26 protein-coding genes are annotated in these 19,437 nt (G+C 48.1%); 20 read left to right on the forward strand and 6 right to left on the reverse strand.

The features are described from left to right. Nucleotides 1-322 precede the first annotated feature (322 nt). Together DXB00_RS14835 and DXB00_RS14840 are read right to left on the reverse strand one after the other, a co-directional pair. The gene (locus DXB00_RS14835) at nt 323-529 is read right to left on the reverse strand and encodes a helix-turn-helix domain-containing protein (protein WP_110436387.1); all 207 of its coding nucleotides are present in this window, start codon (nt 527-529) and stop codon (nt 323-325) included. A gap of 31 nt (nt 530-560) precedes the next feature. Next, a complete protein-coding gene (locus DXB00_RS14840; protein ID WP_119215126.1) occupies nt 561-1,382 on the reverse strand; it encodes an XRE family transcriptional regulator in 822 nt (273 codons plus the stop codon). A gap of 151 nt (nt 1,383-1,533) precedes the next feature. On the opposite strand from DXB00_RS14840, the gene DXB00_RS17505 reads away from it, so the two are divergent. From DXB00_RS17505 to DXB00_RS16760, 15 genes are all read left to right on the forward strand, one after another. After that, nucleotides 1,534-2,175: a DNA polymerase Y family protein gene (locus DXB00_RS17505; protein WP_243107244.1), complete on the forward strand. Its 642-nt coding sequence runs from the start codon at nt 1,534-1,536 to the stop codon at nt 2,173-2,175. A 5-nt stretch (nt 2,176-2,180) separates the two neighbouring features. Continuing rightward, nucleotides 2,181-2,774, forward strand: coding sequence for a DinB/UmuC family translesion DNA polymerase (locus DXB00_RS17510; protein ID WP_243107245.1), 594 nt, complete (start codon nt 2,181-2,183; stop codon nt 2,772-2,774). A gap of 29 nt (nt 2,775-2,803) precedes the next feature. After that, complete coding sequence (locus tag DXB00_RS14850) at nt 2,804-3,067, forward strand: hypothetical protein (RefSeq protein WP_118730354.1); 264 nt, start codon at nt 2,804-2,806, stop codon at nt 3,065-3,067. A gap of 12 nt (nt 3,068-3,079) precedes the next feature. Then, the gene (locus DXB00_RS14855) at nt 3,080-3,805 is read left to right on the forward strand and encodes an ImmA/IrrE family metallo-endopeptidase (RefSeq protein ID WP_118730355.1); all 726 of its coding nucleotides are present in this window, start codon (nt 3,080-3,082) and stop codon (nt 3,803-3,805) included. 23 nt (nt 3,806-3,828) lie between these two features. Beyond that, nucleotides 3,829-4,077: a hypothetical protein gene (locus DXB00_RS14860; RefSeq protein ID WP_110436392.1), complete on the forward strand. Its 249-nt coding sequence runs from the start codon at nt 3,829-3,831 to the stop codon at nt 4,075-4,077. Nucleotides 4,078-4,340: 263 nt separating this feature from the next. Further along, a complete protein-coding gene (locus DXB00_RS14865) occupies nt 4,341-4,934 on the forward strand; it encodes a hypothetical protein (RefSeq protein ID WP_118730356.1) in 594 nt (197 codons plus the stop codon). 28 nt (nt 4,935-4,962) lie between these two features. Beyond that, nucleotides 4,963-5,340: a type II toxin-antitoxin system PemK/MazF family toxin gene (locus tag DXB00_RS14870; protein WP_110436394.1), complete on the forward strand. Its 378-nt coding sequence runs from the start codon at nt 4,963-4,965 to the stop codon at nt 5,338-5,340. A 2-nt stretch (nt 5,341-5,342) separates the two neighbouring features. Next, the gene (locus DXB00_RS14875) at nt 5,343-5,819 is read left to right on the forward strand and encodes a hypothetical protein (RefSeq protein ID WP_110436395.1); all 477 of its coding nucleotides are present in this window, start codon (nt 5,343-5,345) and stop codon (nt 5,817-5,819) included. Beyond that, the gene (locus DXB00_RS14880; RefSeq protein WP_118730357.1) at nt 5,816-6,028 is read left to right on the forward strand and encodes an excisionase; all 213 of its coding nucleotides are present in this window, start codon (nt 5,816-5,818) and stop codon (nt 6,026-6,028) included. Before DXB00_RS14875 ends, DXB00_RS14880 begins: the two co-directional genes overlap by 4 nt. 109 nt (nt 6,029-6,137) lie before the next feature. Next, nucleotides 6,138-7,415 carry a tyrosine-type recombinase/integrase gene (locus DXB00_RS14885; RefSeq protein ID WP_118730358.1) on the forward strand — a complete coding sequence of 426 codons (1,278 nt, stop codon included), beginning with the start codon at nt 6,138-6,140 and terminating at the stop codon, nt 7,413-7,415. Nucleotides 7,416-7,543: 128 nt separating this feature from the next. Beyond that, the gene (locus tag DXB00_RS14890) at nt 7,544-8,164 is read left to right on the forward strand and encodes a zinc-ribbon domain-containing protein (protein ID WP_147359228.1); all 621 of its coding nucleotides are present in this window, start codon (nt 7,544-7,546) and stop codon (nt 8,162-8,164) included. Beyond that, nucleotides 8,071-8,736 (forward strand): zinc-ribbon domain-containing protein, encoded by a 666-nt coding sequence (locus tag DXB00_RS14895; protein ID WP_158581334.1) that lies wholly within the window; start codon nt 8,071-8,073, stop codon nt 8,734-8,736. Before DXB00_RS14890 ends, DXB00_RS14895 begins: the two co-directional genes overlap by 94 nt. After that, nucleotides 8,733-9,200, forward strand: a complete 468-nt coding sequence (locus DXB00_RS17515; RefSeq protein WP_243022775.1) for an excisionase — start codon at nt 8,733-8,735, stop codon at nt 9,198-9,200. The genes DXB00_RS14895 and DXB00_RS17515 overlap by 4 nt, the downstream gene beginning before the upstream one ends. 9 nt (nt 9,201-9,209) lie before the next feature. Continuing rightward, nucleotides 9,210-10,469, forward strand: a complete 1,260-nt coding sequence (locus tag DXB00_RS14905) for a site-specific integrase (protein ID WP_118730360.1) — start codon at nt 9,210-9,212, stop codon at nt 10,467-10,469. A gap of 211 nt (nt 10,470-10,680) precedes the next feature. Next, nucleotides 10,681-10,935, forward strand: a complete 255-nt coding sequence (locus DXB00_RS16760; RefSeq protein WP_243022776.1) for a hypothetical protein — start codon at nt 10,681-10,683, stop codon at nt 10,933-10,935. A 514-nt stretch (nt 10,936-11,449) separates the two neighbouring features. Here DXB00_RS16760 and DXB00_RS14915 read toward each other — a convergent pair. Genes DXB00_RS14915 through DXB00_RS17525 form a run of 3 tightly spaced genes read right to left on the reverse strand, consistent with a single transcriptional unit; the run spans nt 11,450 to nt 13,231 of the window. After that, nucleotides 11,450-12,181 (reverse strand): response regulator transcription factor, encoded by a 732-nt coding sequence (locus tag DXB00_RS14915; RefSeq protein WP_118730361.1) that lies wholly within the window; start codon nt 12,179-12,181, stop codon nt 11,450-11,452. Beyond that, nucleotides 12,171-12,830 carry a sensor histidine kinase gene (locus DXB00_RS17520; protein ID WP_243107246.1) on the reverse strand — a complete coding sequence of 220 codons (660 nt, stop codon included), beginning with the start codon at nt 12,828-12,830 and terminating at the stop codon, nt 12,171-12,173. Before DXB00_RS17520 ends, DXB00_RS14915 begins: the two co-directional genes overlap by 11 nt. After that, nucleotides 12,785-13,231, reverse strand: coding sequence for a DUF4118 domain-containing protein (locus tag DXB00_RS17525; RefSeq protein ID WP_243107247.1), 447 nt, complete (start codon nt 13,229-13,231; stop codon nt 12,785-12,787). Before DXB00_RS17525 ends, DXB00_RS17520 begins: the two co-directional genes overlap by 46 nt. A 311-nt stretch (nt 13,232-13,542) precedes the next feature. Here DXB00_RS17525 and DXB00_RS14925 point away from each other — a divergent pair, with 311 nt between their 5' ends. Genes DXB00_RS14925 through DXB00_RS14940 form a run of 4 tightly spaced genes read left to right on the forward strand, consistent with a single transcriptional unit; the run spans nt 13,543 to nt 18,053 of the window. Beyond that, entirely contained in the window at nt 13,543-14,793 is a 1,251-nt protein-coding gene (locus tag DXB00_RS14925) for an HlyC/CorC family transporter (RefSeq protein WP_118730363.1), read from the forward strand. A gap of 32 nt (nt 14,794-14,825) precedes the next feature. After that, nucleotides 14,826-16,166, forward strand: coding sequence for a TrkH family potassium uptake protein (locus DXB00_RS14930; protein WP_118730364.1), 1,341 nt, complete (start codon nt 14,826-14,828; stop codon nt 16,164-16,166). A 20-nt stretch (nt 16,167-16,186) separates the two neighbouring features. Beyond that, the gene (locus DXB00_RS14935) at nt 16,187-16,834 is read left to right on the forward strand and encodes a potassium channel family protein (protein WP_118730365.1); all 648 of its coding nucleotides are present in this window, start codon (nt 16,187-16,189) and stop codon (nt 16,832-16,834) included. 34 nt (nt 16,835-16,868) lie between these two features. Next, complete coding sequence (locus tag DXB00_RS14940; RefSeq protein ID WP_118730366.1) at nt 16,869-18,053, forward strand: AI-2E family transporter; 1,185 nt, start codon at nt 16,869-16,871, stop codon at nt 18,051-18,053. Nucleotides 18,054-18,180: 127 nt separating this feature from the next. On the opposite strand, the gene DXB00_RS17530 is transcribed toward DXB00_RS14940, so the two are convergent. Then, nucleotides 18,181-19,131, reverse strand: a complete 951-nt coding sequence (locus DXB00_RS17530; RefSeq protein ID WP_243107248.1) for a hypothetical protein — start codon at nt 19,129-19,131, stop codon at nt 18,181-18,183. Here DXB00_RS17530 and DXB00_RS14950 point away from each other — a divergent pair. Continuing rightward, nucleotides 19,093-19,437 (forward strand): recombinase family protein (locus DXB00_RS14950; RefSeq protein ID WP_243107249.1); only part of this gene is annotated, 345 nt, incomplete at its 3' end. The genes DXB00_RS17530 and DXB00_RS14950 overlap by 39 nt on opposite strands.

A 19,437-nucleotide genomic window follows, 5' to 3' on the forward strand; every position in this document is an offset into this window, starting at 1 on the left:
ATATTCATGATATTCATGTTAATATTGTATTTTTTTCTTAGATAAAGGTTTTCCCGGAATTACGAAAGTTATAGCAATTCTTTCTTCGCAAAAAATTCTCCGCGGCACTCTCCCATCCTGGAAGAAAAGCCGCGGAGAAATAAATATATTTTCGGTGCCAATACAAAGATCATTAATCTTTACACCACTTTGCTTTTTTCAATGAAAAGATCGGAGATTACTATACAGAAAAGCGACAGGCAATGGTATCCAGTATTTTTCTTGGCGAGGATAGATTAGATGGTTACGAAAGTGGAGATAGAAGCTCATGCGTATAGCGAATTTATTTGGGTAAGGTTTCTGCAAAAAAATCACTAAGCGATATATCCAGTGCCTCGCAGATACGCTCTATGGTATCCACACTTAGCTGATTACCGCGTTTCTTAGCAGTGCGGATTGTGGCTTCGGACAAATCACATATTTTAGAGAGCTGACAAAGGGTAAGTCCGCGTTCGTCAGCAAGTTCCTGCACACGGCTAATAGTATTCAAGTCAAGGACCTCCTCTGAGGTTAATTGGAAATTAGTTCAGTACACGGCCTACAATAGAAAATCTAACTAATGGAGATACGAGCTTCGGCTCGTATTTTTTATTGTACGAAATCAGAACAGACTGCATATGGAGTGTGCCGTCACTGTCAGTAAAATCGTAACGTTCGGCTTCACAAGGTTCCTGCTCATCATACATCTTGATGTAGCCGTCGCCGTCATACATAAAGATGCCGACCTCGCCTGGGGACAGTTCACTGCATTCCTGAATCCATGCGATTTGACCATCGTGATAAACCGGCTCCATACTATCGCCGCAGACACGAACACCAAAATCAGCACGGTCAGGGACTGCACTCTTTGGAAAAGAAATAGTTTCAAAATTCTCTTCATTGAGAAATGTACCAGTACCAGCCGAAACGGAAAGCGTGCTGATCGGCATATCAATGCATTCCTCTTCATAGGAGTGCCTAGCAACGACTCTGTATTTTCCGGTAGCTATCAGATCGTCACGATACTCGCGCAGCTTCCGTAATCCTTCTGGGTTAAGATGTGCGGCAGCACGGGTGAAGAAGGAGATATTTTCGTCTATGCCAAGAGCCTGCATAACGGCAATGAACTGATAGATGTTCGGAACAGAAGCTCCTGTTTCCCATTTGCTGATAGAAGCGTTGGTTATAGATATACCATAGATTTCAAGCAGTATACGCAGATCGGTCAGACTCATTTTATTTGCAGCACGGAAATCTGCAATTTTTTTACCGATGATATTATCTTCCCTTTCAGAAACAGCATTATAGCCGGCATTGAAATCTTTGAAGTTGATAATTTTGCTGGAACGGTTAGCCTTTTTCATGGTCTGTTCCTCCCTCTGTGTTTATGCTTATATTATATAAGTCAGAAAGAGCAGAGTCAAGAAAGAATTGAATATAGCGATACAAATGCACGATTGACATATCGTATAACGAAATGATATGCTTAAAGCACAGAAAGCGAGGTGAGTGGCAATGAATGCTGACCGTGCGATACTGCATAGTGATATGAACTCGTTCTACGCATCGGTTGAAATGATGCTTGATCCCAAACTGCGAGGCAAAGCGGTTGCGGTGTGTGGCTCAACAGAGAACCGGCATGGAATTGTTTTGGCAAAGTCAGAGCTTGCAAAGCGAGCTGGGGTCAAAACCGGCATGGTAAACTGGGAGGCAAAGCAGCGATGTAAAGACCTGATTCTTGTTCCGCCGCAGTATGATCAGTATTTGAAGTATTCAAAGCTGGCACATGAGATCTATTACCGTTACACCGATTTGGTGGAGCCGTTTGGAATGGACGAATGCTGGCTGGATGTGACCGGCTGCGATATATATGGCAAACCATTGGAGATTGCAGAGGAGATCCGGCAGTCGGTGAAGGAAGAACTGGGGCTGACGGTGAGTATTGGCGTATCGTTCAATAAGATATTTGCCAAGCTGGGCAGCGATCTGAAGAAACCGGATGCAATTACCGAAATCACAAAGCAGAACTTCAAGGAGAACATTTGGCCACTGGCCGCATCAGAGCTGCTCTATGTAGGCAGCGCCACAACGAAGAAGCTGGCAGCTACGGTATCAAGACAATCGGTGATCTGGCTGCAACGGAGCCGAGCACGCTGAAATATATGTTCGGCATCAACGGCCTGAAGCTCTGGCGATATGCAAACGGTACGGACGAGTCCCGCGTGATGCAGAAGGATTTTGTCAGTCCGATCAAGTCAGTAGGACATGGCATTACCTGTACGGCTGACCTTGATAACGAGGATGAAGTATTTCATGTGCTGCTGGAATTAAGCCAGGATGTTGGCCACCGCTTGCGCGTACATGGGCTGGCAGCTACCGGTGTTCAGATTTTTGTGCGAAACAAGAGTCTTTACAGTACCCAGTATCAGTACAAACTGCCGTTCAAAACGCAGCTGCCCTCTGAAATAGCCGCAGCAGGCTTCCAACTATTCAAAGAGCGTTATATATGGACTGAAAAAGTTCGCGCAATCACCATTCGCGCAATCGACCTGATACCTCAGACAACGGAGGAGCAGCTTTCACTGATGGTCGATTATGAGCGGAGAGATCGCAGAGTTCGACTGGAGGATGCGATCGAAGATCTGCGTCGTCGTTTCGGAAAAAAATCTCTAACATATGCCGGCCTGCTTGGCAATCTGAAGATGCCGAATGACGGACGCGATAGTGTAAAAATGCCAGGACTAATGTATCAGTAGGAAAAAGATAAATCTTTGGAGTAAAGACTATGGAACAGACAGTTAATTGGGAAAAAGTCTATGTAGATACTCTGGTGCGCCATACGAAGGATGGCGGCAGTATACCGCTATCCATCAAGTTCTCCGATGGCAAGACCTATGAGATCGACCAGGTGTTAGGCAGAAAGAGAGCCGCCGCCAGTAAAGTCGGAGGAACCGGCATTCGGTACTCCATCCGGATCGGACAGCATCGTACATTCCTCTTTGAAGATGAAGGCTTGTGGTTTGTAGAAGCCAAAACCCTTCATGTGTAGGAGGTGCCGGCTATGCCCTACCTGACGGTTCAAGAAATCGAGACGATTGCCGAACGCATCGTGCGGGCATATCACCGGTACTGTGCTCAGCAGAATCGAAAATTAACGAGAATCGATCCTGAAATTGTGACAAGCAATGTGCTGGGTCTCCAGATCGCATATCATAAATTATCGCGGTTTGGGCATGTGCTGGGCCTGACTTGTATGCTTCCGGTTCAGATTCAGGTGTTTGATGATGTTGAGCACCCGGTATATGCGCCCTTGGACGGCAGGACGGTTTTCGTTGACGAGAGTTTGAGAAGCGAAAACGCAAATATCGGGCGTCACAATTTCACGCTTATGCACGAAGCCTGCCATCTGGTATACGGAATGCTGTATCCAGAAACCTATTTAGGCGTTCAGCTGCGCAGAGTCTATTACAGCCTGCGTTTTGCACCACGAAACGTGACGCCAGACTGGGAAGAATGGCGTACCAATATGCTGGCTTCAGCAGTGCTGATGCCCAAAGACCTGATCCTGCAGTATATGCAGGAGTATGGCTTAGGAAAGAAAATGCGTATGGTCAATCGAATATTTGCGGCAAGGCAGTATGAAGCATTTTCGCAGATTGCAGATAAGATGGGGGTCTCCAAAACGGCGCTGGCAATTCGAATGAAGCAGCTGGGCCTGGTAGATCGAAACGACCTGAATAATCCGTACAGTTTAATCGATAGTTGCTGTGATGAAACAGATAGATAGATTCTCAGAGGAGGTATTTCAATATGGCAAGACTTGATGTAAAGACGCAGGACCCGGAACGCTATGCGCAGGTGAAGGCGGAGCAGGAAGAATTGAAACTTCAGTTCAGCATGGCGGCTTTCGGCACCAGCGTTGCGCGGCTCTGCCCATACTGTGAGCATAAGATCGAGATTTTGTATCGGGGGGAACATGGCCCTTCAAGGGCAAAATGCCCGAACTGCGGTGAGGAAGTAGTGTTTCCACCGATTGCCTTTCGGCTGTATACCGCATAAGCAGATTGAATTGAATATGGAGTAACAAGATTGTGCCCCGGAGCCACTTGATGTGCTGACTTCCATTGCGCCACTTGATTTGCAACCTGTGCTTTAGAAAGCACGGTTCGATCATTGTGGCGATAGGTTAGCAGATCAAGTGGCTTTTTGCGCTCATTTGGTTCCAGAAAGGAACGAAATGAGCGTTTTTACTGGCTGGCGCTAATCGCCGCATATCCGTGATCACCTTTGATTTTTCAAAAAAATTCAAAGGAGATTGCAAGATGAAAACGACTGTGCTGGTCTTTGTTGATCGAGAGAATACAAGTATGGGAATGCGGATTGCCTCTCAGGAGGAATTCACGCAGATACTGATTAAGAATAAGGAACTGCCTTTACAGGAACGCCGGCTGTTTACCAAGGATGTAATTGCTGATACGGATGGATTGGATGTCATGTACATCGAAACAGGCTTGCCGGATTATCAGAAGTGGAACAGCAAGCAAACTTACAGAAACAAAATTCAGAATGCAAAAAGAAAGTATAAGTTTCTGTCTACAGACACGCTTTGTGCAAACGAAGATGCAGGTGCTTTGACTGACTTTGTTGCAGACAGCTTTTGCGTAGAGAAGGCTGTAGTTGAGAAAGAAACTATGCGCCAGCTGCGTGCTGCGCTTGAAAACTGGAAGCCATGGGCGAATGAGGTTCTCAGATTCTATTTGAATGGCAGAAAACATAAGGCATGCAGCTATTTAAGGGAAAAATATGATATTCCGGAACATCAGGCAAGATACCGCGTAAAGCTGTTTGAAAAATTTATTTTGAATTTTTTCAAAAATGATTATCAGTTTTTGGACTCGAAGGTTGTAGTTGATTAGTGAGAGGACAAATTTGAGGAGGGTCGATATGAATACTTACAAGAGAAGTCCCATCTTGCGCGGAGATATTCTCTATGCCGAGCTGGGTGCGGCGGCTGGCTCTGAGCAGGCTGGCTTTCGTCCAGTAGTCGTCGTTCAGAATGATGTTGGTAATCGTTATAGTCCGACGGTTGTTGTTGCACCGCTGACCAGCAATATCAGGAAAAACATTTTGCCGACTCATGTGCATGTAGGTCGAGAGAGTGGTGTACGTCCCTCTCTGGTTTTGCTGGAACAGCTGCGGACGGTCGATAAGTGCAGACTGGGAGATAAGATCGGACACGTAAACAAAAGCGTTATGCGCCGGGTTGATGCAGCAGCGGCTATCAGTCTTGGTTTGCGCTCGTTGCAGAAAGACGAGGTGTGACGATGAATGTCGAATTGAATGCCTCTGTGGTAATTGATGACTGGCAGGCTGTTGTAAACCGTACTGTGTCGAATTACTTCGATTCGCTTGGTTTTGAACATTTGGATCAGGTCCTGGATATGCGCGTCTTTGATCTGCTGAATATGAACCTGCTCGATGCAGTACGAGTCGAGGAAATTATCGTTTGCCTGTATCGCAGTCTGAATCCGAATATCACAGAAGACGAGGCAATGTACTGCGGGGCAATGAATCAGCACTTCGACTACACCGGCTGGAGAAAAATTCACAGACAGCTTGAAAAGATTACGGTCAGGGATTTAGTCCTTACGAAAGACATCAACCTCAGAGCGATTCAGCATTTTTATGATGCTATCCGAAAGAAGTTTTTTAAGTCGAGAGAATATGACTGGTGTGAATACCGTTACACAAATTATCAGGACTATGCGGAGAAACGAACAGCAGGAGGTAAAAGAAAATGAATAGAGAAGAAAAAAACAACCTGGTTCCCGTATGGGAACGGGCAACAATCACGCTGGAAGAAGCTGCTGCCTATACCGGCATTGGTGTCAGAAAGCTGAGAGAAATGACAGATGAGCCGACCTGCGATTATGTCATGTGGGTTGGAAACAGGCGAATGATTAAGCGCCGGAAACTGGATGAGTATTTGGAGAACGCATACTCCGTCTAATGCAACTGTGTGATTTGCTTCCGACCACTGCATTTGTACATTGGGAAAACGGGACGTCATTGTTTATGCTATTCCCGTAAGAGAAATTTGATGAAGGAAGGGAAAAACAATGGTATCAAAGAAGAAAGTCAAATCAAAGAACGGCGTTCGCTTTGACAGTAAGCATATCAGGCTACGCACAGGCGAAAGTGAAAAAGATAATGGCACCTATGTTTACCGCTGGACGGATAAAGTCGGAAAACGCCATGCAGTATATGCTCCCACGCTGGCTGATTTGCGAGAGCAGGAAGAACAGATCATCGTAGACCGGCATGACGGTATTAAAACGAATGTGAAGAACATCACCGTAAATGACCTCTTTGACCTGTGGGTTCAGGTGAAAAGAGGCGTTAAAGGCAGTACGATGAAGAACTACATTTATATGTATGAGATGTTCGTGAAGCCAACTTTCGGAAAGAAAAAGCTGACACAGGTTAAGAAATCAGATGTACGCCGGTTCTACAATCAGCTTGTTGATGAGCGCATCTTGAAAATCTCTACTTTGGACGGCATTCATAACGTGCTCCATCAGGTCTTTGCAATCGCTGTCGATGATGATATGATCCGGAATAATCCGACCGACAATATGCTGCGTGAGCTGAAATCGGCACATGGTCACGAGGTGGAAAAGCGAAAGGCGTTGACCGTTGAGCAGGAAAGGATCTTCCTTGAATATCTCAGGAATTCGCCGCGCTACAATCACTGGTATCCGGTCTTTTATATCATGGCAAACACCGGGATGCGTGTTGGCGAGATTACCGGCCTGCGCTGGTGTGATGTGGATTTCAAGACAGGACTTATCAACGTGAACCATACTCTGGTCTATTACAATCATCGTGATGAGCATGGCTGCTATTTCTCTATCAATACGCCAAAAACCAAGGCTGGTATCCGCGAAATTCCAATGACAGAGGGCGTTGTCGAAGCATTTAAGATGGAGAAAGAGTATCAAGAAGAAAATAATATCATTAGTGTCAGCCATATCGAAGGTTATTCTGATTTTATCTTCGTCAACCGATTCGGAGAGGTACAGCATCAGGGAACACTGAATAAGGCACTGCGCAGAATCATGCGCGATTGTAATGGCGAAATCCTTGAAAACAATGACATTGACGATGAGCCGGTGCTCCTCCCATGTTTCAGCTGTCATGTACTGCGGCATACTTTTGCAACGCGTATGTGCGAGTCTGGACTGAATGTAAAGGTCGTACAATCAGTGCTAGGCCATGCGGATGTAACCACCACTCTCCAGATTTATGTTACGGTGTCGAACGAAATGAAAAAGAGGGAGATTTTAACCTACAGTAACTATATCCGGACGGGAGAGCGACAGGTACAAAATATATAAGCACAAAACAGGATCTGCCAGGGCGATGAAAAATCGCCTGACAGGTCCCGTTTTCAAATTCGCACATTTCTCATATTGAATTTTTTCGTCTATACTGAATCTCGTTAAAGGAAAGCGAGGTGAGAAAAATGAAAAACAGTCTGGAAATCATGGGCCCAGAGATCGCAAAACAGTGGTCAACGCGCAATTTTCCTTCGCTGCCGAAAGATATCAGTTATGGTTCTAATAAAAAGGTTTGGTGGCGTGGAGAGTGCGGACACGAATGGCAGGCAAGTCCTCATAGCCGAACCGGAAAAAATTCTCCCGGTTGTCCGTACTGTTCCGGAAATCGTGTGCTTGCCGGTTTTAATGACCTTGCATCGAGGTTTCCGGAGATCGCGGCAGAGTGGTCGGATAAAAACTATCCATTACGACCAGACGAGGTAACAGCATTCAGCAATAAGAAAGCGTGGTGGAAAGGAAAATGTGGGCATGAATGGTATGCTCTGATTTCCAGCAGATCGGATGGGCATGGCTGTCCCTACTGCGAGAATCATAAACTACTGAAAGGCTTTAACGACTTTGCTTCACAGTACCCGCAGCTTGCTAAGAAGTGGTCAGAGAAGAATAAGGTCGGAGCAGATGCAGTTACATCAAGCAAGGCGGGGCTTTTCTGGTGGCATTGCCCACCTGCGGAGGAGAGTACAGCGCGTGGATTTCATCAAGAATTGATGGCAGCAGATGCCCGTACTGCGCTGGACGTGTGGTAGAAGAAAACCTGAACAGCCTGTCAAAGACCCACCCGGCAATAGCAGCAGAGTGGAATTGCGAGAAGAACGGAACAATTACACCAGATCAGGTTTCGGCCTTGTCAAAGCAGGAATACTGGTGGAAAAGCAGCTGCGGTCATGAATGGAAAGCCAAAATTTATGATCGAACGATGCGAAAAGTGCCATGTCCAAAGTGCGAGCAGGAGTTTGTTTATGTGCTTCCCAAACTGCTTGTCATGCTGTATTCAGGACAAAACCATTTGAAAGTGGAGTTCGACAAAGATGACTTGACGGGAATCCGCATGGAAATGTATATCCCGGAGTTGAATCTGGCTATCGAAGAAAGAAGTACCGATGAGCGAAATCATGAGCAGAAGGTTAAGAGGTATATTTGCGAGCTGCAAGATGTTCGCTATATCCTGTATGAGCCATTCAAGTCGGCAGAAGATGTGGCAGCATTTATCCGAACGATTTTGAAAGAGCATCATGTACATATTAAGACGGCTGCGGCAGACGATATAGCGCTGTGCAGGGAGAAATATAACTTGCTGAAGAGGAGAAAATTAAGATGACAGATGATATGAGATTGTTGTTGCGGATTCTTTTGGAACAAGAGCTGAGGGAGGCAGAACCAGAGATGCAGCGCCCCAGAAAGAAACGGGAAGCAGAGCGGGAGGATGAAATCGATTATGCCCCGGCTGAGAGCAGAGGAAAAACTAAAAGAACAAAAGATACCATGAAGGAGGAGAGAGCTGAGGATCTTCAGCAGGCGAGAAGTGATATGTATTCCACTCATGAAAATGTCGCTTATAACATGAAGAAGGTTCCAATCTGGGAGAAATACGCTTTGTCATTATCCGAAGCAGCTGAATACTTCCACATCGGTACAAGAAGACTTCGACAGATCATTGCAAAGGATAAGTATGCCAAGTATCTGATCTGGAACGGCGGACGGGTATTCTTCAAACGAAAAATGTTTGAAGAATATTTGAATAATGAGGTTCAGCTGTTTAGTAATAACAACACTGAATCGTGAGGTGCTGAAATGGCCAGGGAACGAAGAGATAATAAGGGACGTCTGCTTCTGACCGGAGAAGCTCAGATCAGAAACGGCAGCTATACATTCCGATATACGGACGAGAACGGGGTTCGCAAAAGCATAACCAACTGGAAGCTGCTCCCGGAAGATCAGCCACCCAAAGGGGATACAAATCCGGAATGTCTGCGTGACATGGAGAACAGGATTACCGACCGGCGCACAAAAGCAATGCCTAAGAAGACGAAAACGGTCAATGCGTTTTGGCAAGAATATATTTCTATGAAATGCGAGATTGCGGAAACAACGCTGGTCCGGTACATTTATCTTTATAACAAGCATGTAAAGAACGAGTGGGGAAAAAGACCGATCCAATCTGTTCGATATTCTGATGTGAAGCAGTTCTATATCAGCAGGCTCAAACATGGCTTGAGCCTTTCTACGCTTGGAAATCTGAACAATGTAATCCATCCGGTGTTTGAGCTGGCCTGTCGAGAGCATTATATCGCCGCTAATCCGGTTGACGGTGTTTATCAGGAGTTCAAGAAAAGAAAGGACTGGGAGCCGAAATACAGAGATGCCTTAACCGAGGAAGAACAGGATAGGTTGCTTTCTTACGTTGCTCATACGCTGGATTATCGTGAATTGCTGCCTGTTTTGACCGTATTTCTTGGAACCGGTATTCGTTCCGGCGAACTTGCGGGCCTTACCTGGGATGATATTGATTTTAAGAAAAATACGATCAGCATCAATCATACGATGAATTATACTGTTACCCTGGACGGAACGTGTAAGTATACTGTGACTGTGCCGAAAAGTAATACGGGAAAGCGAGAACTCCCCATGCTGACAGAAGTGAGGGACACGCTGCTGGCGCTGTATGAAAGAAGAAATGATTTCAATGCAGATAATCAGATCGTTATTGATGGCTATACTAATTTCGTCTTTCGTGATCTGTATGGTCGCGTATACTCCAACCATCGAATCAACCGTCAGCTTAAAAGAATTACGGCGAAATACAATCAGGAGGAACACGCCGAGGCAGCACAAGAAGGCCGAGAGGAAAATCTCCTTCCGCCAATCACCTGTCATATGCTTCGTCATACATTTTGTACGAGGATGATTCTGAACGGAATAGATGTAAAAACAGTCCAGATTATCATGGGACACGCAGATGCCGAAACAACCATGCGCGTTTATGCAAACGTGACCAAAGCGCAAGCCCAGAATGAGATGATGCGAATGGAGGGAAAGATGAAGCTGAAATAGAATAATGAAATCAAAATCCTGTTATCGGTGTAAAATCGATAACAGGATTTTTTAGACCCGAGAAAGTATGGAATGCGATGATCGTCAAAAAAGAGCGTGACTGATTGAAAGTGATCCGTAACTCTGGTATAATTTGAATACCAAGGGGAATTGATGCTATAAATGATGCCATACGAATCTACCAAAAGGCATTCACGAAACAACGGAGTATATGAAAGCGTTTCTCAGGAATCTGCTTCTGAACGAGAAGAATGAGCTTCATAATCGAAATCTACATATAAGTGGACTTTTGAATGAAGAAAAAGTGGATATGGGAAATGCGAAAGTGGATATTGAGAATGAAAAAGTGGACATTGAAAGCGTGCTTTCCGAAAAAGGCAGTAATTTCTCAGTAAAACCGACGGTTCATATTCATAGAGAAGCTGAAATTTACTCATTCTTTTCCTACTTCGGTTTCAAGAAGTGAAATAAGACAACCGTTTATTGTGCTTGCCTGAAAACGGGTATCAAAAATAGTGTTGTTGTGCGCAACAGCATTTCGTAAATTCTTGACAGCGTAAATCATGTATTCGGTGATTTTTCCATCTGAGTCTAGATTGCTTGGCAAGTGAAGTATACTCGAAGTTTTTAATTTGACATTTGAATTTGAGCAGGCAAAAAGGTTCCAAATTCTCCAAGTGTCAGTGATTCAAAAACAGCCCAAATAGGAATGGGTCGATCAGCATCAAAGAAATGTGGTAAATTGTAAAATGAAATTGAACACATAAAAACCCCACAACGATTGAAAAAAGCAAGCCGAGCCTTGGCTTAACAGTGATAAGGAACTAATTCAAACTTACTACTGTCAGCCGACAATTCTGGTGTGCAAGGATCACAAACGCTAAGGCAACCGCCCGTTTCCGAAAGGAACGGGCGGTTGATCCTTATTCTGCTATTTATCGGAAGAAAAATTAAAATTATGTAGAATCAGCTTATGCTCGTCAAAGAAAGGAATCAGCAACAATTTCATCCTCCGCCAGCATCCGGTATCCGACGCCAAGCTCATTGATGATGTAGCGCTTTTCACCAGGCGTCACGCCCATTTTCTTGCGGATGTTCTTCATGTTGACTTGCAGCTTCTTGACGCTGCCATAGTCTGAATACCCCCAGACCGCGCGGATGATGGCGGCATACGTCAGCACCTTTCCCGCATGGACGGAGAGAAACGCCATGATGTTGTACTCCGTCTGGGTCAGGTCGATCTCTTCTTTACCCACAAAGACCTGCCGTGTATCGTAATCGATCAGCAAGTCCTGAAGGTGGAATTTCCCGCCAGGGGTACTTTCATTCTCTTCGCTGTGCCGATGGCTGCGGAGAACGGCGCGGATGCGGGCCAGTAATTCCTCCGTGCCAAAGGGCTTTGTGATATAATCATTCGCCCCCAGATCCAGGGCTTCTACCTTATCCCGCTCGTTGGAGCGGGCGGAGAGCACAATGATGGGCACGGTGTCCGATTCCCGGACTTTCTGAATCAAGTCCAAACCATCCCGATCCGGCAGGCCGAGATCCAGAACGATGAGATCCGGACGATGGGAGGTGTACATCATTATGCCGAGCGCACAGGTCTCCGCGCAGAGCACCTGATAGTCGCTGGTTTCCAGATTGGCTTTGATAAAGCTTCGGATGTTGGCCTCGTCCTCTACGATCAGGATCTTGTACTTGTTATTGCCCATCGTCCTCACCCCCTCTTTCCAGCGCAAAGCGGAATACCGCACCGCCGCCCTTTCTGTTTTCTGCGGTAATGTCACTGCCGTGCGCTTTGGCGATGGCAGCGCATACAGATAGTCCGATCCCCATATTGCGGCGGGTCCCGTCCACCGGCGCGGCGGACTTTTCATAACTTCCGGAGAAAATCTTTTGAAGTGCATCATCCGGGATGCCGCAGCCGTTGTCGGCAACCTCAAATACCGCCTTATCCCCCACAAGAGAAACGGAAAGCGTCAGCTCCGTCATGCCTTTTGCGTGGAATACGGCATTTTCCAGAAGATTCAGCAGTACCTGTTCAATAAGGAGCGAATCCATGGGAATGTCCACAAATTCCTCCGGTATCTGTGTGATGACCTTCTGATTCGGATGCTTTTTGGAAAACTTCATCAAAACGGAGTCGATCAGTTCGTCCAGAACGGTGGGCGTTTTCACGACCTCCACCTTCGCGCCGTCGATCCTTGTGACAGACAGGAGATTTTCCACCATGCGGATGAGCCATTCGCTGTCCTCCTGAATTTCTCCCAACAGCTTGAGCTGCTGCTCCTTCGGCAGCGCGTCATACTTGGAGATCAGCGTGGAGGATGACCCGTATATGGAGGTAAGGGGCGTGCGCAAGTCATGGGAGATCGCCCGCAGCAGATTGCCCTCATTCTCTCTTTTTCGTTTTCCGAGCGCAGCTTCTCCTGATCGCGGATGCGAATGTTCAGCGTGCTGGTGGAAACGGCGACGACCAGCATAATGACAGCGGATAGGATGCTTTCTTCTATGAAAAAGTCAAAGGCATAATAGGGATATGTGAAGGCGAAATTCACCGCAAACACGCTGATGATGGCCGAAATGATACCATAGCAATACCCGTGGGTTTTCAGCGAGATCAAAAATACGCCGAACACAAAGATCATGGGTACCAGTGTCTGTGTGGTAAAGAGCTTCTGAATCAGCAAATTGATGGCAAAGGCGCTGCAAAAAATAAGGATCGAAAATAGAATATCCTTTTGTCGCTGTCGATTCTTCATCATGCTTCTCCTGAAATTTATTGCAGCATTATTATACCGCAGAAGCGGAACCGCTTCAAGATTTCTCAAAGGAGGATATTGCGCCACACTCGTTTCTTTACCGAATCTACACCGGGAAAATGCTATGATATAAGCACACAGCAAAAAGGAGGAAGAAATCCGTGGAAAATGACAGTAGCGACGATAACGGTAACTGCTCTTATATGGTCTGTTCGTATGTGGCATATCTGCGCCCTTTGCTGCGGTATCGGGTATAGGTGTGCCCTTTTTGCATGAAATGATCGTATGAACAGAACATAAAGGAGTTTGAAATGAATTATTTTGGAAGCATTTTCGCAATGGTGGCCTGCATCGTCATGTCCGCCTATTTCAGTGCCACAGAAACGGCATTCTCGTCTCTGAATAAGACCCGCCTCAAGGTGTTGGCGGACAACGGAAACAAGCGGGCAGCGCTGGCGCTCAAGCTGTCCGAAGATTATGACAAGCTGATCTCCACCATCCTGATCGGCAACAATATCGTCAATATCATGGTGGCGTCCATCGGCACACTTCTGTTCGTCGGACTTTACGGCGACATCGGCGCGACGGTTTCTACGGTCGTCGTAACGATCGTTGTTTTGATTTTTGGTGAGATCACCCCCAAGAGTGTTGCAAAGGACACGCCGGAGCGCTTTGCCATGTTCAGTGCGCCCTTTATCCGGCTCTGGATCTGGGTGCTGACACCGCTGAATTTTCTCTTTTCCCAGTGGAAAAAGCTGGTTTCTCGCTTCTTCAAGACAAATGACGACGCAAAAATGTCCCACGAGGAACTGCTCCTTTTCATGGAGGACGTGGAGCAGGACGGCGGCATTGACGAAAATGAGGGTGAGCTGCTGCGCAACGCCCTTGAGTTCCGCGACCTGACGGCGGCGGAAATTCTGACGCATCGCATCGAATTGGAGGCCGTGGACATCGACGAGAGCCACGAGGAAATTGCCAGAGCCTTTACACAGTCCCGCTTCTCCCGTCTGCTGGTCTACCGGGATACCATCGATCAGATCGTCGGTGTTCTTCATCAGAAGGACTTCTATATCAACGGCAAGATGACGGATCAGCCCATTACGGCAATCATGACGGAACCGTTGTTCGTCTATCAGTACACGAAGATCCGCGACATTCTAAAAATGCTCCAGCATCAGAAGTCCCATGTCGCCGTCGTTGTAGACGATTTTGGCGGCACGCTCGGTATTGTTACGATGGAGGATATTCTGGAAGAACTGGTTGGTGAAATTTGGGACGAACACGACGAAGTGGAAGAAGATTTTGAAAAGCTGGACGAGAATACCTACCGTGTGGACTGCTCCGTCAGTTTGGAAGATTTTATGGAATTCTTTGATGTCAAGCTGGAATCGGACAGTGTTTCTGTCGGCGGCTGGGTCATGGAGCAGCTGAATAGAGTCCCCGTCAAGGGCGATTCCTTCGCTGTGCAGAATTTGGAGATCACGGTCTCCGGGCTGAGCGTGTATCGGGTATCCTCTGTCACAGTCAGGCAATGCGGCGTGTGTTTGGCCTGCGCACAATAAATCTATCCCGCAATTCACAAGGAGTGAGGATGATGTCGGAAGAAATGGTTTGTAGAAAGCGCCGCCTTTCGTCTTTTCAAATTATCATATTGGACTTTGCAGGGGTGATCCTGCTGGGCGCGCTGCTGCTGATGCTGCCGCTCTCCACAACAGCCGGGTGCGTAACGCCATTTCATGAAGCACTCTTCACCGCGACCTCCGCTGTTTGTGTAACGGGTCTTGTGGTGCAGGATACCGGCAGCTATTGGTCGGTCTTTGGGCAGGCTGTGATCCTGACGCTGATTCAGATAGGCGGGCTTGGTGTTGTCACCGTGGCGGCATCGTTTGCGCTGCTGTCTGGGCGAAGGATCTCTCTGATGCAGCGCAGCACCATGCAGGACGCCATCTCAGCGCCGAAAGTGGGGGGAATCGTCCGGCTGACACGGTTCATTCTGCGGGGAACATTTCTGATCGAACTGATCGGTGCGCTTGCCATGCTGCCGGTGTTTTGCCGCGACTACGGATGGCACGGGATATGGATGGCGGTATTTCACTCGATCTCTGCCTTTTGCAACGCAGGGTTTGACATTCTGGGAACGAACCATAACCTGTATCCCTCTCTCACCGGTTATGTCCAAAATCCGGTGATCAATATCACGATCATGCTCCTGATCATAACCGGCGGCATTGGTTTTCTGACATGGGATGACATTTGCGAAAACAAGCTGCATTTCCACCGTTATCGAATGCAAAGTAAGGTCATTCTCGTTACGACACTCACGCTGATCGTCTTTCCGGCGCTGTTTTTCTTCTTTGTGGACTTTGATGCCCTTCCCCTCAGAGAGCGGGTTCAGGCAGCCCTGTTCCAATCGGTCACGCCGAGAACGGCGGGCTTCAACACAGTCGATCTACCCGCCATGTCCGGCGCATCGCTGGGCGTGATGATCCTTCTGATGCTCATCGGCGGTTCTCCCGGCTCCACGGCAGGCGGCATGAAAACCACAACGCTGGCTGTTCTGCTTGCCAATGCTGCCGCGAGCTTCCGGCAGCGGGACAGCGCTCAATTCTTTGGGCGCAGAGTCGATTGCAGTGCCGTCAAAACCGCCGCGACCATTCTGACGATGTACCTTGCGCTGTTCTTTGGGGGAGCCGTCTTTATCAGCGTATATGAGAATCTTCCGCTGTCCCCCTGCCTATATGAAACCGCGTCGGCGGTGGGCACCGTGGGACTGACTCTGGGTATTACGCCGCAGCTGCACATTCCCTCGCAGGCGGTATTGATCGCGCTGATGTATCTGGGCAGGGTCGGCGGGCTGACGCTCATTTATGCGGCGGTGTCCAGCAAAAAAAGCGGCAATGCAAAGCTGCCGCAGGAAAGAATCACGATTGGATAAGCAAAGGAGTTGTCTATCCCATGAAAAATGTTTTATTGATTGGAGCAGGCCACTTGGGGCGGCATATCGCCATGCAGCTTTCTCAACTGGGGCATCAGGTCATGGCAGTTGATACCAACGAGGAGCGAATCAACGATGTGCTTCCGTTTGTCACCAACGCGCAGATCGGCGACAGCACCAGTGCGGAGTTTCTGCGTTCGCTCGGTATCGGAAATTTTGACGTTTGCTTTGTGACCATCAGCGGCAACTTCCAGAACTCGCTGGAAACCACCTCGCTGCTGAAAGAGCTGGGCGCAAAATGCGTGGTATCCCGCGCCGAACGCGACGTGCAGGCGAAGTTTCTGCTCCGCAACGGCGCAGATAACGTGGTCTATCCCGAAATGCAGATGGCAAAATGGGCCGCGATTCGATTCACTGCCGACCATATTTTTGACTATATAGAGATCGACGAGCAGCACGCCATCTTTGAAGTTCAGGTGCCAGAGGCGTGGGTCGGGAAAAGCGTTGGAGAACTGGATGTTCGCCGAAAGTTCGGCATCAATATCCTCGGCATCAAGCGTGCAGGAAAAACGGATGTTTCCGTTACGCCGGACACTGTATTGTCCGATGACATAACGATTCTGGCAATGGGTGAGTATAAAGCGCTGCAAAAGTGCTTTCGGATTTGAATGGGCCTGTGCACAATAGTGGAAAGGAAGAAACATGGCGAAGAAACCGCAAAACACAGCCGGTAACAGAAACGAGAATTCTACACCACAGGGAATCAAATGGCCGGACAAAGCGATCATTCGCTATATCCTCCGTGCACTGGTACTGTTTGTTGTATTCGTGTGGGCGATGGCTAATCTCGACGCTGTTTTGCGTTTTCTCGGCAAGGTGCTTGCGCTGTTCACGCCATTTCTGATCGGTGGCGCAATTGCGTTTTTGATTAACATAGTCCTTCGACCGTTGGAATGCTGCTGGAACAAGGTGTGCCGAAGGGCTCCTGAAAAGCTGACCCGCCCTGTGTGCCTGAGCGCAAGCACCGTGCTCGTTCTTGGGATTCTGTTTGCCGTGGTGTTTATGATGATCCCCAGCCTGCGGGAGTCCGGCGACGAGTTTATTCAAAACATTCCGGCCTATGTGGAGGAAATCGGGCGGTGGTGGACAGGCGTTGTCCGGTTTGCTGCAAAATATAACATTGTCCTGCCCGAATACGCCATAGACTCCGACCTGTTGATCGAGAAGGTCACCGCCTTGATCAGCGATGAGGGAAGCGGCATCCTCACCGTGACGTGGGGCGCGGCAACCTCTGTCCTGTCGGCTTTGGTGGATGTTCTCTTGGGACTTGTCTTTGCGCTGTATTTGCTTGCAAAGAAGGAAGTCGTCGCGGCACATTTGAAAAAACTCATTGTGACAGTCCTTCCGCAAAAGAGGGCACAGCGGCTTCTGAGTATTGCCTTTCTGACCAACCAAACCTTTGCAAATTTTGTCAGCGGACAGCTTACCGAAGCGGTCATCATCGGCGTTCTGTGCTTCTTTGGAATGCTGATCCTTGGGATTCCGTATGCTGGTGCGGTCTCCGCGTTTGTGGCCGTTACTGCGCTGGTACCGATTTTTGGCGCATGGATTGGCGGCGGTCTTGGCGCGTTTTTGATCCTGCTGGCAGAACCCGGCAAGGCTCTGTGGTTCATTCTCTTTCTGCTCATTTTGCAGCAGGTGGAGGGTAATCTGATTTATCCCAAGGTGGTCGGCAAGTCCGTTGGGCTTCCCGGACTGCTTGTGCTGATGGCTGTTACAATCGGCGGCGAAGCATTCGGCGTCTTAGGAATGCTGTTCAGCGTACCCGTCTGTGCTGTGTTGTACAGTCTTTATCTGGAGTTCATGAAGAAAGCAAGCACCCGGTAAGTCGTAGCCTATTTAACATACAAGACGATAACTTGCTTCGTGGATGCCTGCCTTAAAAGATACCGCACATATTGTATCGCAGCTTTTGCAAAAACATTGGACTTTACTGTGTCCCAATCTGCCAGTTTTACGATCTCGGCTGTGCTGCTTTCAAAATCAAACCGAATCTCACCCCATTCGCCGTCGTTGTCCGCCTGATACAGGTAGACAGCGGCGGCTGTTTTTTGTTCCTTTTGCGGCACTCGGTCTGTTTCAGCGTCACGGTATGGACAAGCCCGCTTTCCGGCAGCTTCAGGCGCAGCTTGTCAAGCGTCCGCCGGTAGAATCGCTCCGCGCCACTGGCGGCTGTACCCTCGAAATTCACCGCTAAGTCCTCAAAGGTAGACTGCGTGGACAAAGGGCTGACACGCCCGCAGGTCAAGCAGATGGCGTTCCGCTTTTCCAGATACCATTGCTCTTTATAGGATAGCTGGTCAAATGCCGCCGCAACCGCCTTTGCCTGAATCCCGTTCCAGAGGATGTCGGCATAGTTCCAGCTATCGTCGCGTGTCACATCCTCGCCGGTTTCCTCACTGTCCTCATCCTGTTCCGTGCGGTAGAGGGAAATGATACTGCGGTTGCGCTGGGCAATGCTCAGCAGCTCGTCCGCAGATCCGCTTTCGTCCTTGTATCCGCTTTGGGCGGCGAACTCGGAAACGACCTCTGTACGTCTCTTGCCTGAATTGTTATAGATCGCACCGATCTGACGCACACGTTGGTACTCCGCAAGACTGGCAAAGGAACCGGCTTCGTCCATCATACGGCAGAACAGCAGCCCGTTTTGGATATAATGTTTTGCATATTTCAGAAACTCCGTCTCCTGCGCCGGTTCGAACTTCGGCAGGCAGTACAGCAGCATTTGCAGAACTTCCAGCTTGTAGTCCAGAAACCGCGCCGGGTCGTAGCGGTCAATGCCATTGCGGGTAAGAAACCGGTAAATCACGCTGTTCAGACGCTTTTCAAAGTGGTGCAGGAAGAAGGAAAAGTATGCAAGGTCTTTGTGACGGACAGCTTCGCGTATGTAGTCGTTCAGCTCCATTTGCGGCGGTTCCGGGTCAAGCTGAAAGACGTTCCGGACTTCGCGCATGGTCAGATCGTCGGCATTATAGAACGGCAGGAATACACCGGATGCACCTGCAATTTCAAGACCTACTCCAAGTCCTACAAGCTGAAAAAGAGGATTCCCAACAATCCGGAGGATATATTCATCGTGCCGGACACGCAGGAAGCTATCGCGTCTCAGGCACAATGGGACAGAGTGCAGGAGCTGCGCAAAAACAAACGCCGTCCCGTGAAAGCGGAACGGCAGGGATTATTCGCAGGACTGGTCTACTGTGCAGGCTGC

The sequence above is a fragment of the Butyricicoccus sp. OF10-2 genome, assembly GCF_003481925.1.
GTDB classification, from domain to species: domain Bacteria; phylum Bacillota; class Clostridia; order Oscillospirales; family Butyricicoccaceae; genus Agathobaculum; species Agathobaculum butyriciproducens.

What these genes read in the sequence shown, in the direction of transcription:
- DXB00_RS14840 (WP_119215126.1), bottom strand. Translation starts at nt 1,382, where the DNA reads ATGAAAAAGGCTAACCGTTCCAGCAAAATTATCAACTTCAAAGATTTC.
- DXB00_RS17505 (WP_243107244.1), top strand. Translation starts at nt 1,534, where the DNA reads ATGAATGCTGACCGTGCGATACTGCATAGTGATATGAACTCGTTCTAC.
- DXB00_RS17510 (WP_243107245.1), top strand. Translation starts at nt 2,181, where the DNA reads ATGTTCGGCATCAACGGCCTGAAGCTCTGGCGATATGCAAACGGTACG.
- DXB00_RS14850 (WP_118730354.1), top strand. Translation starts at nt 2,804, where the DNA reads ATGGAACAGACAGTTAATTGGGAAAAAGTCTATGTAGATACTCTGGTG.
- DXB00_RS14855 (WP_118730355.1), top strand. Translation starts at nt 3,080, where the DNA reads ATGCCCTACCTGACGGTTCAAGAAATCGAGACGATTGCCGAACGCATC.
- DXB00_RS14860 (WP_110436392.1), top strand. Translation starts at nt 3,829, where the DNA reads ATGGCAAGACTTGATGTAAAGACGCAGGACCCGGAACGCTATGCGCAG.
- DXB00_RS14865 (WP_118730356.1), top strand. Translation starts at nt 4,341, where the DNA reads ATGAAAACGACTGTGCTGGTCTTTGTTGATCGAGAGAATACAAGTATG.
- DXB00_RS14870 (WP_110436394.1), top strand. Translation starts at nt 4,963, where the DNA reads ATGAATACTTACAAGAGAAGTCCCATCTTGCGCGGAGATATTCTCTAT.
- DXB00_RS14875 (WP_110436395.1), top strand. Translation starts at nt 5,343, where the DNA reads ATGAATGTCGAATTGAATGCCTCTGTGGTAATTGATGACTGGCAGGCT.
- DXB00_RS14880 (WP_118730357.1), top strand. Translation starts at nt 5,816, where the DNA reads ATGAATAGAGAAGAAAAAAACAACCTGGTTCCCGTATGGGAACGGGCA.
- DXB00_RS14885 (WP_118730358.1), top strand. Translation starts at nt 6,138, where the DNA reads ATGGTATCAAAGAAGAAAGTCAAATCAAAGAACGGCGTTCGCTTTGAC.
- DXB00_RS14890 (WP_147359228.1), top strand. Translation starts at nt 7,544, where the DNA reads ATGAAAAACAGTCTGGAAATCATGGGCCCAGAGATCGCAAAACAGTGG.
- DXB00_RS17515 (WP_243022775.1), top strand. Translation starts at nt 8,733, where the DNA reads ATGACAGATGATATGAGATTGTTGTTGCGGATTCTTTTGGAACAAGAG.
- DXB00_RS14905 (WP_118730360.1), top strand. Translation starts at nt 9,210, where the DNA reads ATGGCCAGGGAACGAAGAGATAATAAGGGACGTCTGCTTCTGACCGGA.
- DXB00_RS16760 (WP_243022776.1), top strand. Translation starts at nt 10,681, where the DNA reads ATGAAAGCGTTTCTCAGGAATCTGCTTCTGAACGAGAAGAATGAGCTT.
- DXB00_RS14915 (WP_118730361.1), bottom strand. Translation starts at nt 12,181, where the DNA reads ATGGGCAATAACAAGTACAAGATCCTGATCGTAGAGGACGAGGCCAAC.
- DXB00_RS17525 (WP_243107247.1), bottom strand. Translation starts at nt 13,231, where the DNA reads ATGAAGAATCGACAGCGACAAAAGGATATTCTATTTTCGATCCTTATT.
- DXB00_RS14925 (WP_118730363.1), top strand. Translation starts at nt 13,543, where the DNA reads ATGAATTATTTTGGAAGCATTTTCGCAATGGTGGCCTGCATCGTCATG.
- DXB00_RS14930 (WP_118730364.1), top strand. Translation starts at nt 14,826, where the DNA reads ATGTCGGAAGAAATGGTTTGTAGAAAGCGCCGCCTTTCGTCTTTTCAA.
- DXB00_RS14935 (WP_118730365.1), top strand. Translation starts at nt 16,187, where the DNA reads ATGAAAAATGTTTTATTGATTGGAGCAGGCCACTTGGGGCGGCATATC.
- DXB00_RS14940 (WP_118730366.1), top strand. Translation starts at nt 16,869, where the DNA reads ATGGCGAAGAAACCGCAAAACACAGCCGGTAACAGAAACGAGAATTCT.
- DXB00_RS17530 (WP_243107248.1), bottom strand. Translation starts at nt 19,131, where the DNA reads ATGGAGCTGAACGACTACATACGCGAAGCTGTCCGTCACAAAGACCTT.